Origin of the sequence: Streptomyces erythrochromogenes, from assembly GCF_036170895.1 — a bacterium.
In the GTDB taxonomy this organism is placed as follows: Bacteria; Actinomycetota; Actinomycetes; order Streptomycetales; family Streptomycetaceae; genus Streptomyces; species Streptomyces erythrochromogenes.
Genome location: NZ_CP108036.1, coordinates 375797 through 393453, shown reverse-complemented (window position 1 = coordinate 393453; position 17657 = coordinate 375797). Strand labels below are relative to the sequence as shown.

At 73.5% G+C, this 17657-nt stretch carries 20 protein-coding genes; 10 read left to right on the top strand and 10 right to left on the bottom strand.

Going from position 1 to position 17657, the window contains the following annotated elements:
- Positions 1-8 precede the first annotated feature (8 nt).
- Entirely contained in the window at positions 9-437 is a 429-nt protein-coding gene (locus OHA91_RS01965; protein ID WP_266496266.1) for a Fur family transcriptional regulator, read from the top strand.
- A 28-nt stretch (positions 438-465) separates the two neighbouring features.
- Here the strand turns inward: OHA91_RS01965 and OHA91_RS01960 are convergent, their stop codons facing one another.
- On the bottom strand, positions 466-687 hold the full coding sequence (locus OHA91_RS01960; RefSeq protein WP_266496269.1) for a hypothetical protein: 222 nt from the start codon (positions 685-687) through the stop codon (positions 466-468).
- A gap of 269 nt (positions 688-956) precedes the next feature.
- Here OHA91_RS01960 and OHA91_RS01955 point away from each other — a divergent pair, with 269 nt between their 5' ends.
- Positions 957-1712, top strand: coding sequence for a crotonase/enoyl-CoA hydratase family protein (locus OHA91_RS01955; protein ID WP_328741054.1), 756 nt, complete (start codon positions 957-959; stop codon positions 1710-1712).
- A gap of 55 nt (positions 1713-1767) precedes the next feature.
- Complete coding sequence (locus OHA91_RS01950; RefSeq protein ID WP_328738413.1) at positions 1768-2340, top strand: 2'-5' RNA ligase family protein; 573 nt, start codon at positions 1768-1770, stop codon at positions 2338-2340.
- Here the strand turns inward: OHA91_RS01950 and OHA91_RS01945 are convergent.
- Positions 2329-3267 carry a LysR family transcriptional regulator gene (locus OHA91_RS01945; RefSeq protein ID WP_328738412.1) on the bottom strand — a complete coding sequence of 313 codons (939 nt, stop codon included), beginning with the start codon at positions 3265-3267 and terminating at the stop codon, positions 2329-2331. The two genes, OHA91_RS01950 and OHA91_RS01945, sit on opposite strands and share 12 nt — an antisense overlap.
- Positions 3268-3338: 71 nt before the next feature.
- On the opposite strand from OHA91_RS01945, the gene OHA91_RS01940 reads away from it, so the two are divergent.
- Positions 3339-3992: a maleylpyruvate isomerase family mycothiol-dependent enzyme gene (locus OHA91_RS01940; protein ID WP_266496275.1), complete on the top strand. Its 654-nt coding sequence runs from the start codon at positions 3339-3341 to the stop codon at positions 3990-3992.
- A gap of 1173 nt (positions 3993-5165) precedes the next feature.
- On the opposite strand, the gene OHA91_RS01930 is transcribed toward OHA91_RS01940, so the two are convergent.
- Both OHA91_RS01930 and OHA91_RS01925 read right to left on the bottom strand, forming a co-directional pair.
- Positions 5166-5360 carry an antitoxin gene (locus OHA91_RS01930; RefSeq protein ID WP_266496278.1) on the bottom strand — a complete coding sequence of 65 codons (195 nt, stop codon included), beginning with the start codon at positions 5358-5360 and terminating at the stop codon, positions 5166-5168.
- A gap of 106 nt (positions 5361-5466) precedes the next feature.
- Complete coding sequence (locus OHA91_RS01925; RefSeq protein ID WP_266496280.1) at positions 5467-5784, bottom strand: SCO4225 family membrane protein; 318 nt, start codon at positions 5782-5784, stop codon at positions 5467-5469.
- A gap of 667 nt (positions 5785-6451) precedes the next feature.
- Between OHA91_RS01925 and OHA91_RS01920 the strand changes: the two genes are divergently transcribed.
- Entirely contained in the window at positions 6452-6688 is a 237-nt protein-coding gene (locus tag OHA91_RS01920; protein ID WP_136228390.1) for a hypothetical protein, read from the top strand.
- A 159-nt stretch (positions 6689-6847) separates the two neighbouring features.
- On the opposite strand, the gene OHA91_RS01915 is transcribed toward OHA91_RS01920, so the two are convergent.
- Positions 6848-7276, bottom strand: a complete 429-nt coding sequence (locus OHA91_RS01915; protein ID WP_266496283.1) for a C40 family peptidase — start codon at positions 7274-7276, stop codon at positions 6848-6850.
- Between the two features lie 352 nt (positions 7277-7628).
- On the opposite strand from OHA91_RS01915, the gene OHA91_RS01910 reads away from it, so the two are divergent.
- The 3 genes from OHA91_RS01910 to OHA91_RS01900 are packed head-to-tail and all read left to right on the top strand — an operon-like array spanning position 7629 to position 10713.
- Complete coding sequence (locus OHA91_RS01910; protein ID WP_266496286.1) at positions 7629-8966, top strand: MFS transporter; 1338 nt, start codon at positions 7629-7631, stop codon at positions 8964-8966.
- On the top strand, positions 8963-10174 hold the full coding sequence (locus tag OHA91_RS01905; protein WP_328738411.1) for an anhydro-N-acetylmuramic acid kinase: 1212 nt from the start codon (positions 8963-8965) through the stop codon (positions 10172-10174). The genes OHA91_RS01910 and OHA91_RS01905 overlap by 4 nt, the downstream gene beginning before the upstream one ends.
- The gene (locus OHA91_RS01900; protein WP_266496291.1) at positions 10159-10713 is read left to right on the top strand and encodes a YbaK/EbsC family protein; all 555 of its coding nucleotides are present in this window, start codon (positions 10159-10161) and stop codon (positions 10711-10713) included. The genes OHA91_RS01905 and OHA91_RS01900 overlap by 16 nt, the downstream gene beginning before the upstream one ends.
- Before the next feature lie 37 nt (positions 10714-10750).
- Here OHA91_RS01900 and OHA91_RS01895 read toward each other — a convergent pair whose 3' ends face one another.
- The 3 genes from OHA91_RS01895 to OHA91_RS01885 form a co-directional block, all read right to left on the bottom strand.
- Positions 10751-11251 carry a hemerythrin domain-containing protein gene (locus tag OHA91_RS01895; protein WP_328738410.1) on the bottom strand — a complete coding sequence of 167 codons (501 nt, stop codon included), beginning with the start codon at positions 11249-11251 and terminating at the stop codon, positions 10751-10753.
- Between the two features lie 108 nt (positions 11252-11359).
- Complete coding sequence (locus tag OHA91_RS01890; RefSeq protein ID WP_328738409.1) at positions 11360-11923, bottom strand: methionine ABC transporter permease; 564 nt, start codon at positions 11921-11923, stop codon at positions 11360-11362.
- A complete protein-coding gene (locus OHA91_RS01885; protein ID WP_328738408.1) occupies positions 11913-12263 on the bottom strand; it encodes an NIL domain-containing protein in 351 nt (116 codons plus the stop codon). Before OHA91_RS01885 ends, OHA91_RS01890 begins: the two co-directional genes overlap by 11 nt.
- 266 nt (positions 12264-12529) lie before the next feature.
- Between OHA91_RS01885 and OHA91_RS01880 the strand changes: the two genes are divergently transcribed.
- Together OHA91_RS01880 and OHA91_RS01875 are read left to right on the top strand one after the other, a co-directional pair.
- The gene (locus OHA91_RS01880; RefSeq protein ID WP_328738407.1) at positions 12530-13729 is read left to right on the top strand and encodes a serine hydrolase domain-containing protein; all 1200 of its coding nucleotides are present in this window, start codon (positions 12530-12532) and stop codon (positions 13727-13729) included.
- A 148-nt stretch (positions 13730-13877) separates the two neighbouring features.
- Positions 13878-15416, top strand: a complete 1539-nt coding sequence (locus OHA91_RS01875; protein WP_328738406.1) for a glutamate synthase subunit beta — start codon at positions 13878-13880, stop codon at positions 15414-15416.
- A gap of 67 nt (positions 15417-15483) precedes the next feature.
- Here the strand turns inward: OHA91_RS01875 and gap are convergent, their stop codons facing one another.
- Both gap and OHA91_RS01865 read right to left on the bottom strand, forming a co-directional pair.
- Positions 15484-16482 (bottom strand): type I glyceraldehyde-3-phosphate dehydrogenase, encoded by a 999-nt coding sequence (gene gap, locus OHA91_RS01870; protein WP_266496304.1) that lies wholly within the window; start codon positions 16480-16482, stop codon positions 15484-15486.
- Between the two features lie 138 nt (positions 16483-16620).
- Positions 16621-17577 (bottom strand): GlxA family transcriptional regulator, encoded by a 957-nt coding sequence (locus OHA91_RS01865; RefSeq protein WP_266496306.1) that lies wholly within the window; start codon positions 17575-17577, stop codon positions 16621-16623.
- Between the last annotated feature and the right edge of the window lie 80 nt (positions 17578-17657).

The following is a 17657-nucleotide window of genomic DNA, read 5'->3' as shown; positions in this document are numbered from 1 at the left end:
GAGCCGAAATGAGTGACCTGCTGGAACGGCTGCGGGGGCGCGGCTGGCGCATGACGTCCCAGCGGCGTGTCGTCGCGGAGGTCCTCGACGGCGAGCACGTGCACCTCACCGCCGACGAGGTGCACGCCCGTGCGGCCGGGCGACTGCCGGAGATCTCCCGGGCCAGCGTCTACAACACGCTGGGCGAGCTCGTCGCCCTCGGTGAGGTCGCGGAGCTCTCCGCGCACGGACGGGCCAAGCGCTACGACCCCAACGCGCACCGGCCGCACCAGCACCTGGTGTGCTCCGGCTGCGGGCTCATCCGCGACGTCCACCCGACCGGCGACCCCCTGGCCGGGCTGCCGGCGCAGGAGCGGTTCGGCTTCGCGGTGTCCGAGGTCGAGGTCGTCTACCGCGGGCTGTGCCCCTCCTGTACTGCCGGGCAGCCGGGCGCCTGAACACGCGGCCGCGCCGGGCGGCCACGGCCTACCACTCGGGGTGGACGTCGTGGCTGTCGTAGCGGTCTCCGGCGGCGGTGAGCCAGGGCCGGAAGCGGCCGGGCCCGGTGCCGTCATGGGCGTAGGTGACCGGCTCACGGGTGTCGTCGGTGACGATCACGGCCCCGGCCCGCTGGGCACTGCGCAGGGCATGGGTCCAGTGGCGGCCGCGGTGGCCGGTGCGGTAGTCGGGGATCTTGCACTGGGACATCTCGGTCTCACCGCCCGGGTCTCTGCATAGGATCGGGACAAGGCGTATACCCCGTTCGGCCTGGTCCGAACGTGCGTGTCCGGGCCGATGGGAGTCCCCCGGCCCGCGCCCCCTCTCGTGCCGGGGCCGTGATTGCTCCAGAGTGGTCGTCCGCACCTCCCGCGCGTCCGACGACATCACTCGACCCATGGAGATCCGCCGTGGCCACGACCTCCGAACCGGCAGGGGCGCCGCCCCCCGCCCCGCCCGCAGAACCGGACTCCGTCCGGATCGAACGGGACGGGCCCGTCACCACGGTGGTCCTCGGCCGCCCGGGCGCCCGCAACGCGGTCGACGGCCCGACCGCGACCCGGCTCGCCGACGCCTTCCGAGCGTTCGAAGCGGACGAGGACGCGTCCGTCGCCGTCCTGTGGGGCGACGGCGGTACGTTCTGCGCGGGCGCGGACCTGAAGGCAGTCGGGACCGACCGTGGCAACCGGGTGCTGGCCGAGGGCGACGGGCCCATGGGCCCCACGCGGATGGACCTGACCAAGCCGGTGATCGCCGCGATCAGCGGTCACGCGGTGGCCGGCGGCCTCGAACTGGCCCTGTGGTGCGATCTGCGGGTGGCCGAGGAGGACGCGACGTTCGGGGTGTTCTGCCGCCGCTGGGGCGTGCCCCTCATCGACGGCGGTACGGTGCGGCTGCCCCGCCTGATCGGCGAGAGCCGCGCCATGGACCTCATCCTCACCGGCCGCCCCGTGACCGCTGCCGAGGCGCACGCGATCGGTCTGGTCAACCGCCTCGTACCACCCGGCGAGGCCCGCCGCGCGGCGGAACGCCTCGCGCACGAGATCGCCGGGTTCCCGCAGCTGTGCCTGCGGCACGACCGGCTCTCCGTACGGGAACAGCACGGTCTGGGCGAGCGGGATGCCCTGGCCGCCGAATACCGGCACGGCCTCGTACCGCTCACGGCCGGCGAGACGCAGGCCGGCGCCGACCGCTTCGCGGCAGGAGCCGGCCGCCACGGATCCTTCACCGGCTGAGCGAACGGGAGGCCGGACCGGCGGTCGGCCGGGGGTCCGGGGGCATGATGGCCGTGTGAACGCGTCCCCCGGCTTCCTCACGGTGGCCCCCACGCCCCGGACCGCCGTCGTGTGGCTTCCTCCGGACGGGCTGTGGCCGGCGATCCAGAGCATCCGGGCCGAGCACGACCCGCAGATCCGCCGCTGGCCCCCGCACGTGAACCTGGTCTTCGGCTTCGTCCCGGAGGCCGATTTCTACCGGGCCGCCCCGCTGCTGGCCGCCGCGGCGACCGGTATCGAGCCCTTCGCCATCAGGCTCAGCGGGGTGCACGCGTTCCGGCACCGTGCCTACGCCACCGTGTGGCTGGACCCCGCCGCGGCCGGCCTCGCCCCGTGGGCGGCGCTCCAGGAGAGCCTGGCGGAGCCCTTCCCGGGATGCCGCGGCCGGTTCCCGGCGTTCACACCGCACCTCTCGCTCGGGCGCACCCACGAGCCGCGGAGCCTGACCGCGCAGTGCACGGCCCGCCTGGGCAGCACGGCGGCACGGGTCCACGAGGTCGTGCTGCTCTCCCGCCGCAGTGACGAGCCCATGCTGCCCCGGGCCGTGATCGGCCTGGGCACGGGCGCGATCACCTGGTCAGAACGGTGATCCCGCCCCCGCACCCTCGGAGACGTCGGGCAGGGCCTCACCCAGACGGTCCAGCAGGGCACGCGCCGCAGGGCTCGTAGGCCCGCTGGCCGGCCGGGCGAGGACGATACGGGCACGCAGGCCCGCCCCCAGGAGGCGCAGGGCGCGCAGCCCGTCGCCGACGCCTGACCCCTCCTCCCCGAGCGGCAGCACGGCGACGCCCAGGCCGCGGGCGGCGAGCTGCGCGAGGACCTGCGGGGACGCCGCCTCGAAGGCGACCCGGGGCCGGAACCCCGCCCGGGCGCAGCCCCGTTCGAGGGCGGCCCGTACGCCGGTTCCGCGCGGCAGACAGATCAGCGGCCGGTCGCGCAGCTCGGCCAGCGGTACCGCGGTGCGGTCGGCGGGGCCGAGCAGCGGGTGCCCGGGTGCGACGGCGGCGCCGAGTGGAGCGTCGATGACCGTCCGGTAGGAGAGTCCCGGAGGAGGCTCCTCCGCCGTGGGCCCGAGGAGGGCGATGTCGATCTCGCCGGCCAGGAGCGCGGCCTGCATCCGCTCCGAGGTGTCCTCGGTCAGCGCGATCTCCAGGGCGGGATGGGAAGCGTGGAAGTCCGCGAGGAACGCGGCGACGTCGAAAGCATGACCGGTGGCGCCGGAGACCAGCCCGAGCGTGACCTTGCCGCGCAGCAGTCCGGTGTGCTCGTCCACGGTCTGCCGTACCGCGTGGGCGGCGGCCAGCGCGGCCCGCGCGTACGGCAGGACGGCCCGGCCCACCTCGGTCGGCGTCACCGACCGGCCGGACCGGTCGAGCAGCGGCTGCCCGAGTTCCTTCTCCAACTGGCGTATCTGGGCGCTCAGTCCGGGCTGGGCCAGATGCAGCCGGGCGGCGGCGCGGGTGAAACCGCCCTCGTCGACGACGGCGACGAGGTAGCGCAACTGGCGGAGCTCCATAACCAGTGATTCTAATGCGCAGCACATCAATCTATTGGAGGTATGGCCCCGTTGGCGCCAGGCTGGACCGCATGGCGAACACGACTTCTCAGCAAGGGCACAAGGCCGAGGTCAGGGCCTTGATCGCGGCGGAACGCCAGGAGTTGGCCGATCTGCTCGACGGCCTGCGGGACGACCAGTGGGACGAGCCCAGCCTGTGCGCGGGCTGGCGGGTCCGTGAGGTCGCGGCCCACATGTCGATGGGGTTCCGGCTCTCCCTGCCCGCGACCATGGGCCAACTGGCCCGGGCGCGCGGGAACCTGCACCGCATGACCGACCGGGTCGCACGCAGGGACGCGGCCGCTCATGCGCCGGCCGAGCTCGCCGCGTTCCTGCGGGACGGCGCCCACCACCCGTGGACGCCACCGGTCGGCGGGCTCGCGGCCGCCCTCGGCCACGACGTGGTGCACGGACTGGACATCACGGTCGCCCTCGGCCTCGACCGGCGGGTCCCCGAGGACCGGCTGCGCGTGCTGCTCGCCGGGATCCGGCCCGGCGGACTGAGGTTCTTCGGCGTCGACATCGGCGGCGTGCAGCTGCGCGCCGAGGACCTGGACTGGTCGTACGGTTCCGGGTCCCCCGTCCACGGCGCGGCCCAGGACCTCCTCCTGCTCGCCTTCGGCCGCAGACTGCCGCCCGGCAGGCTCCGCGGCGAACCGAGCCACCGCTTCACGGCCACCGCGTGACCGTGCGCCGCGGCCGGAGGGTGCGGGGCATCGAGCGCTCCCGCGCCGCCGCGCCGCCGCGCTGCGGTGGGAGCCACGGCTGTGCGTGTCCGGCACGCTGAGCAGTGTCTTGCCCACCCGGGCCAGGAGCGGCCCGAGTTCCGCGACCCCCGACTCCGGGTGCGCGGCCAGGTGGACGGCCTCGGGGGTACAGGTGCGCGAGCCCTGCGGCGTGTGCGGCGAGGAGCGTCACCCGGTGGGTGTGGACGTGATCCGGATGGCCCGTCGGTTGCCCGTACGCGCAGTGGGTGACGACGACGGCATGGCCGAGCGTGCGCGGTGAGTTCGGCGGCGCGAGGCGTATCGGCTGCCCATGGGGTGGTCACCACGCCCGTACGTGCTCCCGACGCGGCATGCTGCGCGAGAACTGGCCGGGGCCGGGCGGATCCGGGCGCAGTGCCGTTCCCCTCGCGGGGGGCGGGCGGGTCCGGGCGCGGTGTGGCCGGTCCGTGGCGTCGCGGTACGGGCGGGATCCGGGCGCGGTGCCGTTCCCCTCGCGGGGGGCGGGCGGGTCCGGGCGCGGTGTGGCCGGTCCGTGGCATTGCGGTACGGGCGGAGTCCATTCCCCGTGCGGGCGGGTCGCGGTGCCGCGGAGGGGTGTCTCCTCGGCTCGGCGCGTGCGGGCATGTCTCGGCTGTACCCGGTGGTTGCGCGCTCGTCCTGCGGGGACACCCCTCCCCGTCCCCGCTCCAGCCGTACGAGCCCGGTTCCGGGAGGCGTGGTCTTGTCCGGGCGGAGTCATGGCGTGGGGTGGGGACACGGCGGAGTGTCCCCGCAGGACGAGCGCGCGACCCAGGCCGCCTCGCCGAGACACCCCGCACGCGCCGAGCCGAGGAGACACTCCGGCGGGGCACCGCCCCACCCCATCCATCCCGCCCCACGCAAACCCGCAACCCCGGCGGGAGCCAAGCGGCACCGCCCCACCCGACCCATCCCGCCCCGCGGAAACCCGCAACCCCGGCGGGAGCCAAGCGGCACCGCCCCACCCCATCCATCCCGCCCCGCGGAAACCCGCAACCCCGGCGGGAGCCGAGCGGCACCGCCCAACCCCATCCATCCCGCCCCGCGAAACCGGCCACCCCGGCGGGAGCCAAGCGGCGGGAGCCAAGCGGCGGGAGCCGTGCGGTGGGGGAATCAGGCCTGGGGCGGCGGGGGGTTTCCCTGGTCGCGGCGCAGCTGATCCTTGAGCTTGTCCTGGGCGGTGTCCACCTGGCTGCTGTACTTGTTCTGGGTCCTGCCGTCGACGTAGTCGCCGGCCTTGTCGATGCCCTGTCCGGCCTGGCTCTCGTGGCCGCGCAGCATCTGCTTGAGCTTGTCCATCATCGACACGACGGTCTCCTTTGCGTCCGTCCCCCACGGCCAGGGTTGCCGATGATCGACCGGGCCGCATCCGCAGACGCCCTGACCTCGGCGAATACCGCCCGCGCCGGCGCGGTCAGAGGTCGGCGCCGCGCCGCCCCCGGCGGACCGCACGGACGATCAGGCCCAGCAGCCAGGCCTGGAAGACGTAGGAGAACGCCAGGATGCCCCAGATGCTCGCGTCGGTCTGTGCCCAGGCTCCCAGCGAGTTGACCACCGACAGCAGCAGGGCCCCGGTGGGGACGGCCAGCATCAGGGCGAACAGCCCGGCCACCTGGTTGCCGCCGTCCCCGGCGCCTATCAGCAGCAGGAACGCGGCCGAGCCGAGGTACGCCCTCGACAGCCAGTTGCCGAAGGTGATGCCGGCGAAGGTGCGCACCGGTCCAGAACGCATGGGACTCCTCGTGATGCCCGGGTGGGACGTTGGGGCCTTGGTGATCACCATCGTGGCGGCGTCCCGCCGGCCGCGTCAGAGTGCACGTACTCAGTACACGTACTCAGATCTCCTCCCCCCGGCGGGAGTCAGCAGCACTGCCAGGTGAACATGGCCTCCTCGAAGCGGCCCGCCGCCAGGTCGGCCTCGCCGAAGGCTGCGCGGAGTCCGGGGCGTCGGACGTGGGCACGCTCAGCCGAGAGTTCGGCGGGGGCCGGGTGCCGGCGGGCACGTGCGGGACCCGGGAGCCCGGCCGGGTCTCGGGGTCACTCGGGTGGACCATGCAGTCCTCGTCGTCGAGGCGCCCGTCGAAGAGGAAGAAGAGGAGGGTGCCGGAGGCGGGCAGGGCGAGGCCGGACGCGATGTGGCAGGGCGGGCCGTTCCACCTCCCCTTCCGGCCACGGCATGTCGAGGGGCAGGTCCGGCAGCCCGCCGAGCCGACCCGTCACCGGCGTGCGCCAGCCGCAGGCCCGGCCTGAGCAGGCCGATCCACCGGGCGGCGGCGGGAGCGTGAGTCCTGTGTCGATCTTGCACGAGCGCACTGACAACGCCCGCGGGTGTGTCATTGCGGGCGTCCGACGCGCTGCCAATCGAGCGGACCCGGGGTTCGGCATGGAACGATCTCCGCATGACAGAGAGCATGAGCCCGTACATGTCCTCGCCGCGAGTCACCGTCCTGGGGGTGCAGCCCGGCGACCCACCCTTCCGGATCGTCGAGATCGACGGGGAGATGGTCCGCATGGCGACATCCATGACCGACGTGATCCTGGCTGCCGCGGACGCGGGGATCACCATCCACGACCTCGACGATCCGGACGCCGTCCGCTGGGTCGGCGGCGGGAAGCTCACCTGGCGGCTGCACTAGGCCGCACCGGGCGGCCGCGCGGTGCCGTCGCCCGCTTCCGGGTCACGCGTGCCACCGAGAAGGGATCGGTGACCCGGGTTCGGCCGACGTGCACGCGCGCGTACGGCTGCCACCACTGGTCCGGCGGTGAGCGCGGGCGTGGACGCGGACGGCTGCTGATCAGGTGGCGCGTCCGTAGCGGACCGCTTCGCTCCAGATCCGCTCCAGACGCACTCTCGTGCCGGGGCGGGGAGCGTGCCAGATCCTGTCGTCGCCGGCGTAGATGCCGACATGGCCCATGGTCCCTCCTCGGGGGAAGAAGACCAGGTCACCGGCCGTGCGATCGGCCTTGGGGATGTGACGTGTGTGTTCGTACTGCTGCTCGGCCGTGCGCGGGAGGCGTTTGCCGGCCTTCTTGAAGGCGTAGAGGGTGAGCCCCGAACAGTCGAAGCGTTTGGGGCCCGTGGCGCCGTAGGCATACGGCGAGCCCTGTTTGGAGGCGGCCACCGCGACGGCTTTCTCGCCGTACGACGGTGCCGCGTGAGCCGGGTCCGTGTGGCCGGTCAGGGCGCCGGCCGCGAGGAGCAGTATGAAGAAGACGGCACGCACTCTCGGGCAACAGCAGATCGGAGAAGTGCCCTTGAGGGCCTTTCGGAAGTCGGTCCTGGAGCAGGACATCGTGACACCTCCGCAATCGGTTGGCAGGCGACGAATTCAGATCAGTGGCCTGGTCCTGTTCTCGGTGGCAGTCGTCTTGGCTCTGACGGCGGACCAGTTTTCCCGGACGTCCTGCCCCGGCCGCATCGGACACGATGTGATTTGTCCCGATTTTGCGTTCGATTCGAGATGATAGGCATGGATGATTTGCATACTGGACGACGTGACGGCGGCACCACGGCCGATGTGCTGAATCGGGATGCCGACAGGCATCGGCCCGCCGCGGAACGGGCACGCAGCACGGGTGACCACGACCGACCTGCTCCCGGCGACACCGCCCCGCTCCGCGGCCCGCCGGGCCCTGCTCGCCGGTTCGGCCGGCAACCTCGTCGAGTGGTACGAGTTCGGCGTCTACGGCTGCTTCGCCACCGTCATTGCGGCCAACTTCTTCACCCCTCAAGCGGGAACGGGTGCGGCAGTTCAGGGCGGCGCCGAAGCACTGGTCGCCACCTACGCCGCGTTCGCCCTCGCCTTCTTCTTCCGGCCCGTCGGCGCCCTCCTGTTCGGGCGCATCGGCGACCGGTTCGGCCGACGCCCCACCCTCGTCCTCGTCATCGGCCTCATGACGCTCGCCACCACGCTGATCGGGCTCCTGCCCACACGGGCCGACATCGGCGCCGCGGCCCCCTGGCTGCTGACGTTGCTGCGCGCACTCCAAGGACTGTCCGCGGGCGGCGAGTTCGGCGGCGCGGTGTCCCTGATGGCCGAGTACGCACCGCCCGGCCGCCGCGGCCTCTACGGCGCATGGCAGTCCTTCACCGTCGCCCTGGGGCTGCTCACCGGAGCCGCCACGGCCGCGGCCCTGGCGACGGTCCTGCCCGCCGCGGCCCTGTACGCCTGGGGGTGGCGCATCCCGTTCCTGCTGGCCCTGCCCCTCGGAGTGGTCGCGCTGTGGCTGCGTACGGCTCTGGAGGAACCACCGGGCGCGCCCCCGGCCGGGCCCGCGGCCGCGACCAGCACGACGGACCCGGCCGGGACAACCGGCGTACGGGAGCAGGCCCGTGCCGTCGTCCTCGGCATCGGGCGGATCATGGGCTGGTCTGCGGCCGGATACGCCTTCCTCGTCGTGCTGCCGTCGCACCTCCAGTCCGCGCTGGGGGCGTCGTTCCGGGACGCCCTGCTGGCCACGACCCTGGTCAACCTCGGGTTCGCCGCGTCGATCCTGCCCGCGGGACTGCTCAGCGACCGCATCGGGCGGCGCCCCGTCATGCTCTGGGGTGCGCTCGGGATCGCCGTACTCGCCGTCCCCCTCCTGTACTTGCTCCAGTCGCCGGGTACGCCCACGCAGGCGCGGATCGCGGCAGTGCTGACGGCGGGCGCGCTGGTCGGACTGCTCGCCGGACCGGGACCGGCCATGCTCGCCGAGATGTTCCCAAGACGCGTCCGCTGCACCGGACTCGGGCTCTCCTACACCCTCGCCAACGCCGTCTTCTCCGGCTGCGCGGGGCTCTTCGTCACCGCACTCACCGCCCGGACCGGAAACACCGCCGTCCCCGCCCACTACGCCGCCGCGGCCTGCGCCCTCAGCGTGCCGGCGCTGCTGACCCTGCGCGGCAACGACCACCGGGAGCCGCTGCGATGAGGGTGATCGGCCTGATGTCCGGGACCTCGTACGACGCCGTGGACGCCGCCGCCTGCGACCTCGTACACCGGCCCGGGGAGGACGGCGCACTGCACCTCACCCCGCTGGGCATGGTCAGCGAGCCGTACCCGGCCCGCCTGCGGACCGAGCTGGCCGATGCCCTGCCGCCCGCCCGCACCACGCTCGCCGACGTGTGCCGGCTCGACACCCGCATCGGGCAGGCCTTCGGGCGGCTCGCCGACCGGGCCGACCGCGAACTGTGCGAGGGGCGAGCCGAGTTGATCGCCTCACACGGTCAGACCGTGTACCACTGGGCGGCGGACGGACAGGTCCACGGCACCCTCCAGCTCGGCGAACCCGCCTGGATCGCCGAGGCCACCGGCCGCCCGGTCGTCTCCGGCTTCCGGCCCCGCGACGTCGCGGCCGGCGGGCAGGGCGCGCCACTGGTCGCCCTGATCGACCTGATGCTGCTGCGCGGCCGCCCCGGCGTACCGGCCGCCCTGAACATCGGGGGGATCGCCAACGTCACCGTCGTGCCCCGGCACGCGGACCCCGTGGCCTTCGACACCGGCCCGGGCAACGCGCTGATCGACGCCGCGGTACGCCAACTCAGCGGCGGGCGCCTCGCGTACGACGAGGACGGCGCGCTCGCGGCCTCCGGACGCGTGCACGAGGGGCTGCTGCGGCGAATGCTCACCGAGCCGTACTACCGGTTGCCCGCGCCGCGGACGACCGGCAAAGAACTCTTCCACGCGGGGTATCTCCGGTCCCGGCTCGCGGAGTTCGGGCAGATCCTGCCCCAGGACCTGGTCGCCACGCTCACGCGCCTCACCGCCCGGACCGTCGCCGATGCGCTGCGGCCCCTGGGAGCAACCGAGGTTTTCGCCTCGGGAGGCGGGGTGCGCAACCCGACGCTCACGGCGATGCTCCGTGCCGAGCTGGCCGGCACGCCGCTGCGCACCTCGGAGGAGCTCGGGCTGCCGGCCGCAGCGAAGGAGGCGTACGCGTTCGCCGTGCTGGGGTACCTCACCCTGCACGGCCTCCCGGGCAACGCTCCCGGCTGCACCGGCGCCGCGGGTCCCCGCGTCCTGGGGTCGATCACCCCGGGCAGCCGCCCCCTGCGGCTGCCCGCGCCGCCGCCGGTCGCCCCGCGCTCCCTCTCCGTGCAGGCGGACGGTGTTACCGTGCGCACATGCGCGCTCCGATAGGGCCCTTCGACCACGCCGTGCCGGCTCCCGACTGCCTCGCGGAACTCGTGCCGCCCGTGGCCGACGCGGTCGCGGGCTGGGCCGGCGACCTCCCCGCCGACCAGATCCTCTACGTGGACACCGACCCCGCCATCGCGGACACCGGCGCCTTCGTCGCGCACTACGGGCAGGACCTCCTCGGTCAGTCGGCGAACTGCGTGGTGGTCGCCGCCAAACGCGGCGGTGCGACCACCCTCGCGGCCTGCCTCGTACCCTCCGCCGGCCGGGTCGACGTCAACGGCGCCGTCCGGCGCCACCTGGACGCACGCAAGGTGTCCTTCGCGCCGATGGACACGGCGGTGGAGCTGACGGGAATGGAGTACGGCGGGATCACCCCGCTGGGCATGCCGGACGGCTGGCCGCTCCTGATCGATCCGGTGGTCGCCGACATGCCGTACGTGCTCGTCGGCAGCGGGCGCCGCCGCGGCAAACTGATCGCCCCGGGCAAGCTGTTCGCGCAGCTCCCCGGCGCGGAACTCATCGAGCGCCTCGCCCTCTGACGTTCCCGGCGGCCGGCGCGTCCCCAGCCCCTCGGCGCTACGCGCCCACGATCTTGCGTACGTTCTCGATGCTCCCGCAGTCCGACGCGAGCTGCCTCTCGCGCTCCTCCAGGAAGGCGGCGCCCAGCTCGGCCCGGCGCTCCTCGGGGACGTTCTCCCGGGCGCCGTTGAGGATGGTCCGCTCCTCCTCGTCCAGGTGGTGCGTGACCGCCTTGACGAGGTCCTCCAGGCGCTCGTCCCACTCCTCGGAGCCGACGTCGTCGACCTCCAGGAGCTTCAGCAACGCCTCGTTGCCCTCGGCGTGCTCCTCCTCGCCGTGCTCCACCTCGTCGTCGTCGATGTCCCTGAAGCGCTTGAGCGCGCCGTAGACCTTGCTCTCCTCGGCCTCGCCGTGGGCGATGAGCAGCGCCGCGAACTTCTCCCGGGCCGCCGCTCGGTCGGCCTCGACGCTCCGCATCCGGCGGAACAGCTCCTCCATCCTCCGGTGGTCCTTGAGGATCACCGCGACCACGTCCTGGTCCTTGCCCTCGTCCGCCATGCGACATGCCTCCTCGATCGGTGTTCCCGTCACCTGGCGCTTGCTCGCTCGCCGGGGCCTGAAACCTCCCGCCGCGGCCACCGGGCGGGAGGAGGAGCCGCACCGGTGTCAGCGACGGAGCACCTTGCGCGACACCAGGTTGCCGAGCAGCTGCGCCGACTGGACGAGGGCGATCAGGATCAGCACAGTCACCACCATCACCGAGGTGTCGAAGCGCAGGTAGCCGTAGGTCATCGCCAGGCTGCCGACGCCGCCTCCGCCGACGGTGCCGGCCACCGCCGAGAAGTCGATCAGCGCCACGAGCATGAAGGTCAGCCCCAGGACCAGCGGTCCGAGGGCTTCGGGGACGAGGACCGTGAGCAGGATCCGCAGCGGGCTCGCGCCCATCGACCGTGCCGCCTCGATCACCCCGGGTTCGACGGCCAGCAGGTTGGACTTCACGATGCGGGCGACGCCGAAGGTCGCGACGACCGTCATCGGGAAGATCGCGGCGTTCGTGCCGATCATCGTGCCGACCACCCCGCGGGTGACCGGGGCGAGCGCGACGATCGCGATGATGAACGGGACGGGCCGGATGGTGTTGATGAGCGTGCCCAGGACCGCGTGCACGAACCGGCCGGGCAGCACACCGCCCTTGCGGGTGGCGTGCTCCAGTCGGCCTTCACCGGACACCCGCTTCCACCCGGCCGGGTGCGCGGAGCCCGGCGACGACGGCCTCGACCGCGGCGGGCTCACCGCGCAGTTCCGGGGTCACGCTGCCCAGGGGCCGTCCGCGGACCTCGCCGACCCCGCCGTGGACGAGGGTGAAGCCGACCCCGTGGATCTGCGGGAGTTCCGAGAGGCCGTCCAGGGAGGGGCTGCCGTCGGCGACGGGCAGCGTCCCCGTGAGTAGGCGGCCCGGGTGGCGGGCGCGGAGCCGTTCCATGAGTGCGGCGTCCGGCTCGCTTTGCCGCTCGGAGCGCACGAAGGCGGCGGTGATCGCGTGCCGGGGCCTCGCGAAGACCTCGTACACCTCGCCGCCAGATGAAGGGATAAAAGGATCGTAGATCGAATTTATCTTCTGGCCTTCGAATGCGAGGTTTTGTTCATGAATGTGCAATGAATGGAAGGCCTGGGGTGTGAGGTGGGGTGGGGTGGTCGGAGCTGACCGCACCGAGGGCGCCCGCCAGGGCCGGATGGGCCACGGCCCGCCCGCGCGCGGCCGCGTCGGCGCCGCCGTCACCGCGACCCCTGCCATCGTGGGCCACCGCGCCCCGTGTCTGCCCTGGAGGTTCCGCCGTGTCCCCACGCCCGTACGGCCACGCCCGCCGGATCCGCCCCTCGCTGCACCTGGCCGCCGCCACCGCCGTGTGCGGCGCCCTGCTCGGTGCCTCCGTACTGCCCGCGCGGGCGGCGGCGGACCGCAACCCGCCGCCGGACCGCGGAGCGGCCCTCCGCCAGGAGCTCCGCGCACTGGTCGAGCGCCCCGACGGGCCCCCCGGAGTCATCGCCGTCCTGCGCGACGGGGACCACAGGGAGGTCTACCGCGCGGGCGTGGCCGACGTGGGGAGCGGCAGGCCTCCGAGCGCGACCGACCACATGCGGATCGCCAGTGTCGCCAAGGCCTTCAGCGGAGCGGTGGCCCTGAGCCTCGTCGACCGCGGCCGACTGCGCCTGGACGACACGATCGGCGAGGTGCTGCCCGGCCAGCCCGACCAGTGGCATCAGGTGACACTGCGTCAACTCCTCAACCACACCAGCGGACTGCCCGACTACTCGGCGTCCCGGGGGTTCATCGACATCATCTCCGAGGACCCCCGCCACCACTTCGACTCCCGGCGCCTGCTGGACTTCGTCGCCGACGAGGACCTCGAATTCCAGCCTGGCAGCCGCTACCAGTACTCCAACTCCGACAACATCGCCGTCGCCCTGATGGCGGAGGCCGCCACCGGACGCCGGTACGAAACCCTGCTGCGCGAGCTCGTGTACCGGCCGCTGGGCCTGACGGCCACCAGCCTGCCCCAGGGCTACCGGCTCCCCGAGCCCTACCTCCACGGCTACCGGATCGACCCCCAGGACGGGCCCGTCGACGTCAGCGAGGCCGTGAGCGCCTCGGGTGCCTGGGCGGCAGGCGGCATCGTCTCGACGCCCAAGGACCTGACCGCCTTCATCCGCGGGTACGCGGGCGGCGCCCTCTTCTCGGACCGCACCCGCCGCGAGCAGTTCCGGTTCATCCCCGGCGCGCTGTCCCAGCCCCCCGGCCCCGGCCGCACCGCGGCGGGCCTGGCCCTTTACCGCTACACCACCCGCTGCGGCACCGTCTACGGCCACACCGGCAACACGCCCGGCTACACGCAGCTGGCGGCGGCCACGGCGGACGGAAAGCGCTCGCTGACCTTCTCGATCACCACCCAGACGTCCCTGACCGACAACCCCGAGCTGCTCGCGCGCGTCCGGGAGGTCCAGGAGGACTTCGTCTGCGCCCTGCTGCGCGGGTGACCCCGGCGGGTGCGCAGGGCCGTGCGCAGCCCTGCGCACCCGCCACCCGGGCGGCGTAATCTGGTCGCACCGCCACTTCACGCGCGCGCCGGGACCGCGGTGCGCACCCCCCGTACACCCCGCCGCGAACGATCCAGGGAGGCGGCGAGTGACCGATCCCTTCGGCTTCCTCAGGATCCCCCGCGAGCCCGTCCCCGCCCGGCCCGTCGAGGAACGGCTCGGCGACTGGCGCGAGGTCCACGCCGGCCAGGCCCTGCTCCCGCTCGTCTCCCGGCAGGCCGACCGCTGCATGGACTGCGGGATCCCGTTCTGCCACACCGGCTGCCCGCTCGGGAACCTCATACCCGAGTGGAACGCCTACGCCGCGCACGCCGACTGGCGCGCGGCGTACGAGCGGCTGCACGCGACCAACAACTTCCCGGAGGTCACCGGAAGGCTCTGCCCGGCCCCCTGCGAGGACGCCTGCGTCCTCACGATCAACGCCGAACCGGTGACCATCAAGAACGTCGAGCAGGCCATCGTGGACGAGGGGCTGCGCCGCGGCTACATGGCGGCGAGCCCGCCGGAGCGGCACAGCGGCAAAACCGTCGCCGTCATAGGCTCCGGGCCGGCCGGCCTGGCCGCCGCGCAGCAGCTGACCCGGGCCGGGCACGCGGTCACGGTCCACGAGCGGGCCGACCGGATCGGCGGCCTGCTGCGCTACGGCATCCCCGAGTTCAAGATGGAGAAGGCGCACCTGGACCGGCGGATCGAGCAGATGCGGGCCGAAGGCACGGTGTTCGTCACGGGACACGACGTGGGAGGCACCGACGACACGGCCACCGCGGGTGATGCCGCTGCCGATGCCGCCGAGCTGCGCGGCCGGTGCGACGCCGTCGTCGTCGCGATCGGAGCCGGCGAGCGCAGGGAACTGCCCGTCCCCGGCCGCGAGCTCCGCGGCATCCACCAGGCCATGGAGTACCTGACCTGCGCGAACCGGGTGCGGGAGGGCGACTGGTCCAAGTCGCCCATCACTGCCGAAGGCAGGCACGTGGTCATCGTCGGAGGCGGCGACACCGGTTCCGACTGCATGGGCACCGCCCTGCGGCAGGGCGCGATCTCCGTGGTCCAGCTCGACATCAACCCCGAGCCCGGACCGGGCCGCACCGACGACGAACCCTGGCCCGTGTACCCGAAGACGTACCGGATCTCCCACGCCCACGACGAGGCCCGCGGGCGCGAGGGCCGCGACCCCCGGCTGTTCGCCTGCGCCACCCTGCGCTTCGAGGGTGACGCCGCGGGCCGGGTACGGGCCCTGCACCTGACCGCCGTCGAGCCCGTGGGCCGCAGCCCCCTGGCGGGCACGGAACGGGTCGTACCCGCCGGGCTGGTCCTGCTCGCCCTCGGCTTCTCCGGCCCCGAGCGGGCGGGCGGCCTGCGCGAGCAGCTGGGCCTGGAGTACGACGAGCGCGGCAACTACGCGCGCGACGCCGGCTTCGCGGCGAGCGGGGGGCGGGCACCTGGGGTGTTCGTCGCGGGCGACGCGGGCCGCGGGCAGTCGCTCGTGGTGTGGGCCATCGCCGAGGGCCGGGCCGTGGCAGCCGCCGTGGACCGCTACCTCACGGGCTCCACGTGCCTGCCGGCCCCGGTGGCCGCCCACGACCGGCCCATGACGGCCCTCGGCCGCATGCGCTACGGGGACTTCTGAAAACGGCACGCTCCGGCCGGCCCGAGGGGCCGGCCGGAGCGCGGGTCACTGACTGCGGGGCGGCTGCTCAGCCCGCGGCCAGGAGCGTGAGGGTGTCGATCACGCGGTTCGAGAAGCCCCACTCGTTGTCGTACCAGGCGACGACCTTGACGTGGCGGCCCTCGACCCGGGTGAGCTCCGAGTCGAAGATCGACGAGGCGGGGTTGCCGGTGATGTCGGACGACACCAGCGGGTCCTCCGAGTACTCCAGCACGCCGGCCAGCGGGCCCTCGGCCGCGGCGCGGTACGCCTCGAGGATCTCCTCGCGCGTCACCTCGCGGGAGACGGTCGTGTTGAGCTCCACGATGGAGCCCACCGGGACCGGCACGCGGATCGAGTCGCCCGACAGCTTGCCGTCGAGCTGCGGCAGCACCAGGCCGATCGCCTTCGCGGCGCCCGTCGAGGTCGGGACGATGTTGACACCGGCGGCGCGGGCGCGGCGGGGGTCGCGGTGCGGACCGTCCTGCAGGTTCTGCTCCTGCGTGTAGGCGTGCACCGTCGTCATGAAGCCGTGCTCGATGCCCGCGAGCTCGTCGAGGACCGCGGCCAGCGGGGCGAGCGCGTTGGTCGTGCACGACGCGTTCGAGACGATGGTGTGCACGGCCGGGTCGTAGGCGTCGGTGTTGACGCCGTACGCCAGCGTGACGTCGGCACCGTCCGAGGGCGCGCTGACCAGAACCTTCTTCGCCCCCGCCTTGAGGTGGGCGCGAGCGGCCTCGGCCGAGGTGAAGCGGCCGGTGGCCTCCAGCACGATCTCCACGCCGAGCTCGGCCCACGGCAGCTGCTCCGGCTCCCGCTCGGCCAGCACCGTGATGCGGCGGCCGTCGACGACCAGGGTGTTCCCCTCGACGGTCACCGGGCGGCCGAGCCGGCCCGAGGTGCTGTCGTACGCCAGCAGCCGTGCGAGGGCCTTCGGCTCGGTGAGGTCGTTGACGGCGACGACCTCGAGGTCGCTGTCGCGTTCGAGCAGCGCGCGCAGCACGTTGCGTCCGATGCGGCCGAATCCGTTGATGGCGATGCGAGTCATGAGCGAGTCCCTTTCGTTCGCCATCAGGTTCGCCGCCCGCGCCCGCCCACGACAGCGGCGTGATCGCCACTGTTCAAAAGGATCTCGCCAACAGGGGTGGCGAGATCCTCACGGCCCCCTCGCAGGCCCCTCACCGGCCTATTCGCCCTTCGTGAAGGTGCGCCGGTACTCGGTCGGCGTGGTGCCCAGGATCCGCTGGAAGTGCAGCCGCAGGTTCGCGCCCGTACCCAGGCCGACATCGGCGGCGATCTGCTCGACGCCGCGCTGGGAGCGTTCGAGCAGCTCCCTGGCCACGTCGACGCGGGCGCGCATGACCCACTGCATCGGCGTGTACCCGGTGTCCTCCGCGAACCGCCGCGAGAACGTACGGGGCGACACCCCGGCGTGCCGGGCCAGCGACTCCAGCGTGAGCGGCTCGCCGAGCCGGATCAGCGCCCACTCCCGGGTGGCGGCGAACCGCTCACCGAGCGGCTCGGGCACGCTGCGCGGCACGTACTGAGCCTGGCCGCCGCTGCGGTAGGGGGCGGCGACCAGGCGCCGCGCCGCGTGGTTGGACGCGGCGACCCCGAGGTCGCTGCGCAGGATGTGCAGGCACAGGTCGATGCCGGAGGCGGCGCCCGCCGAGGTGAGGACGCTGCCCTCGTCGACGAACAGGACGTTCTCGTCGACCCGGACGTGCGGGTGCTTGGCCGTGAGGGCCCGGGCGTAGTGCCAGTGCGTCGTGGCGCGCTTGCCGTCGAGCAGGCCCGTCGCGGCGAGCGCGAACGCCCCCGTCGAGATGGCGGCGAGCCGCGCGCCCCGCTCGTGGGCGGCGATCAGCGCATCGATGACGGGCCGCGGCGGGTCGTCGCGGTCCGGGAAGCGGTAGCCCGGGACGAAGACGATGTCGGCCCACGCCAGGGCATCCAGCCCGTGCGTCACGTGGTACGACAGGCCGTCGCCGCCGGCCACGAGCCCGGGCGCCGCACCGCACACCCGCACCTCGTAGGGCATGCTCGCGCGGGTCGTGAAGACCTGCGCCGGGATGCCGACGTCGAGCGGCTTCGCGCCTTCGAGGACGAGGACGGCGACGCGGTGGAGACGAGAGGCTGGCACGGGTCGAGCCTACGCGCGACCCGGGGGTGTCCTGCCCGGGCCGTCGCCGCCGGTGCGGTATGACGTCCCTGGGGATCGCC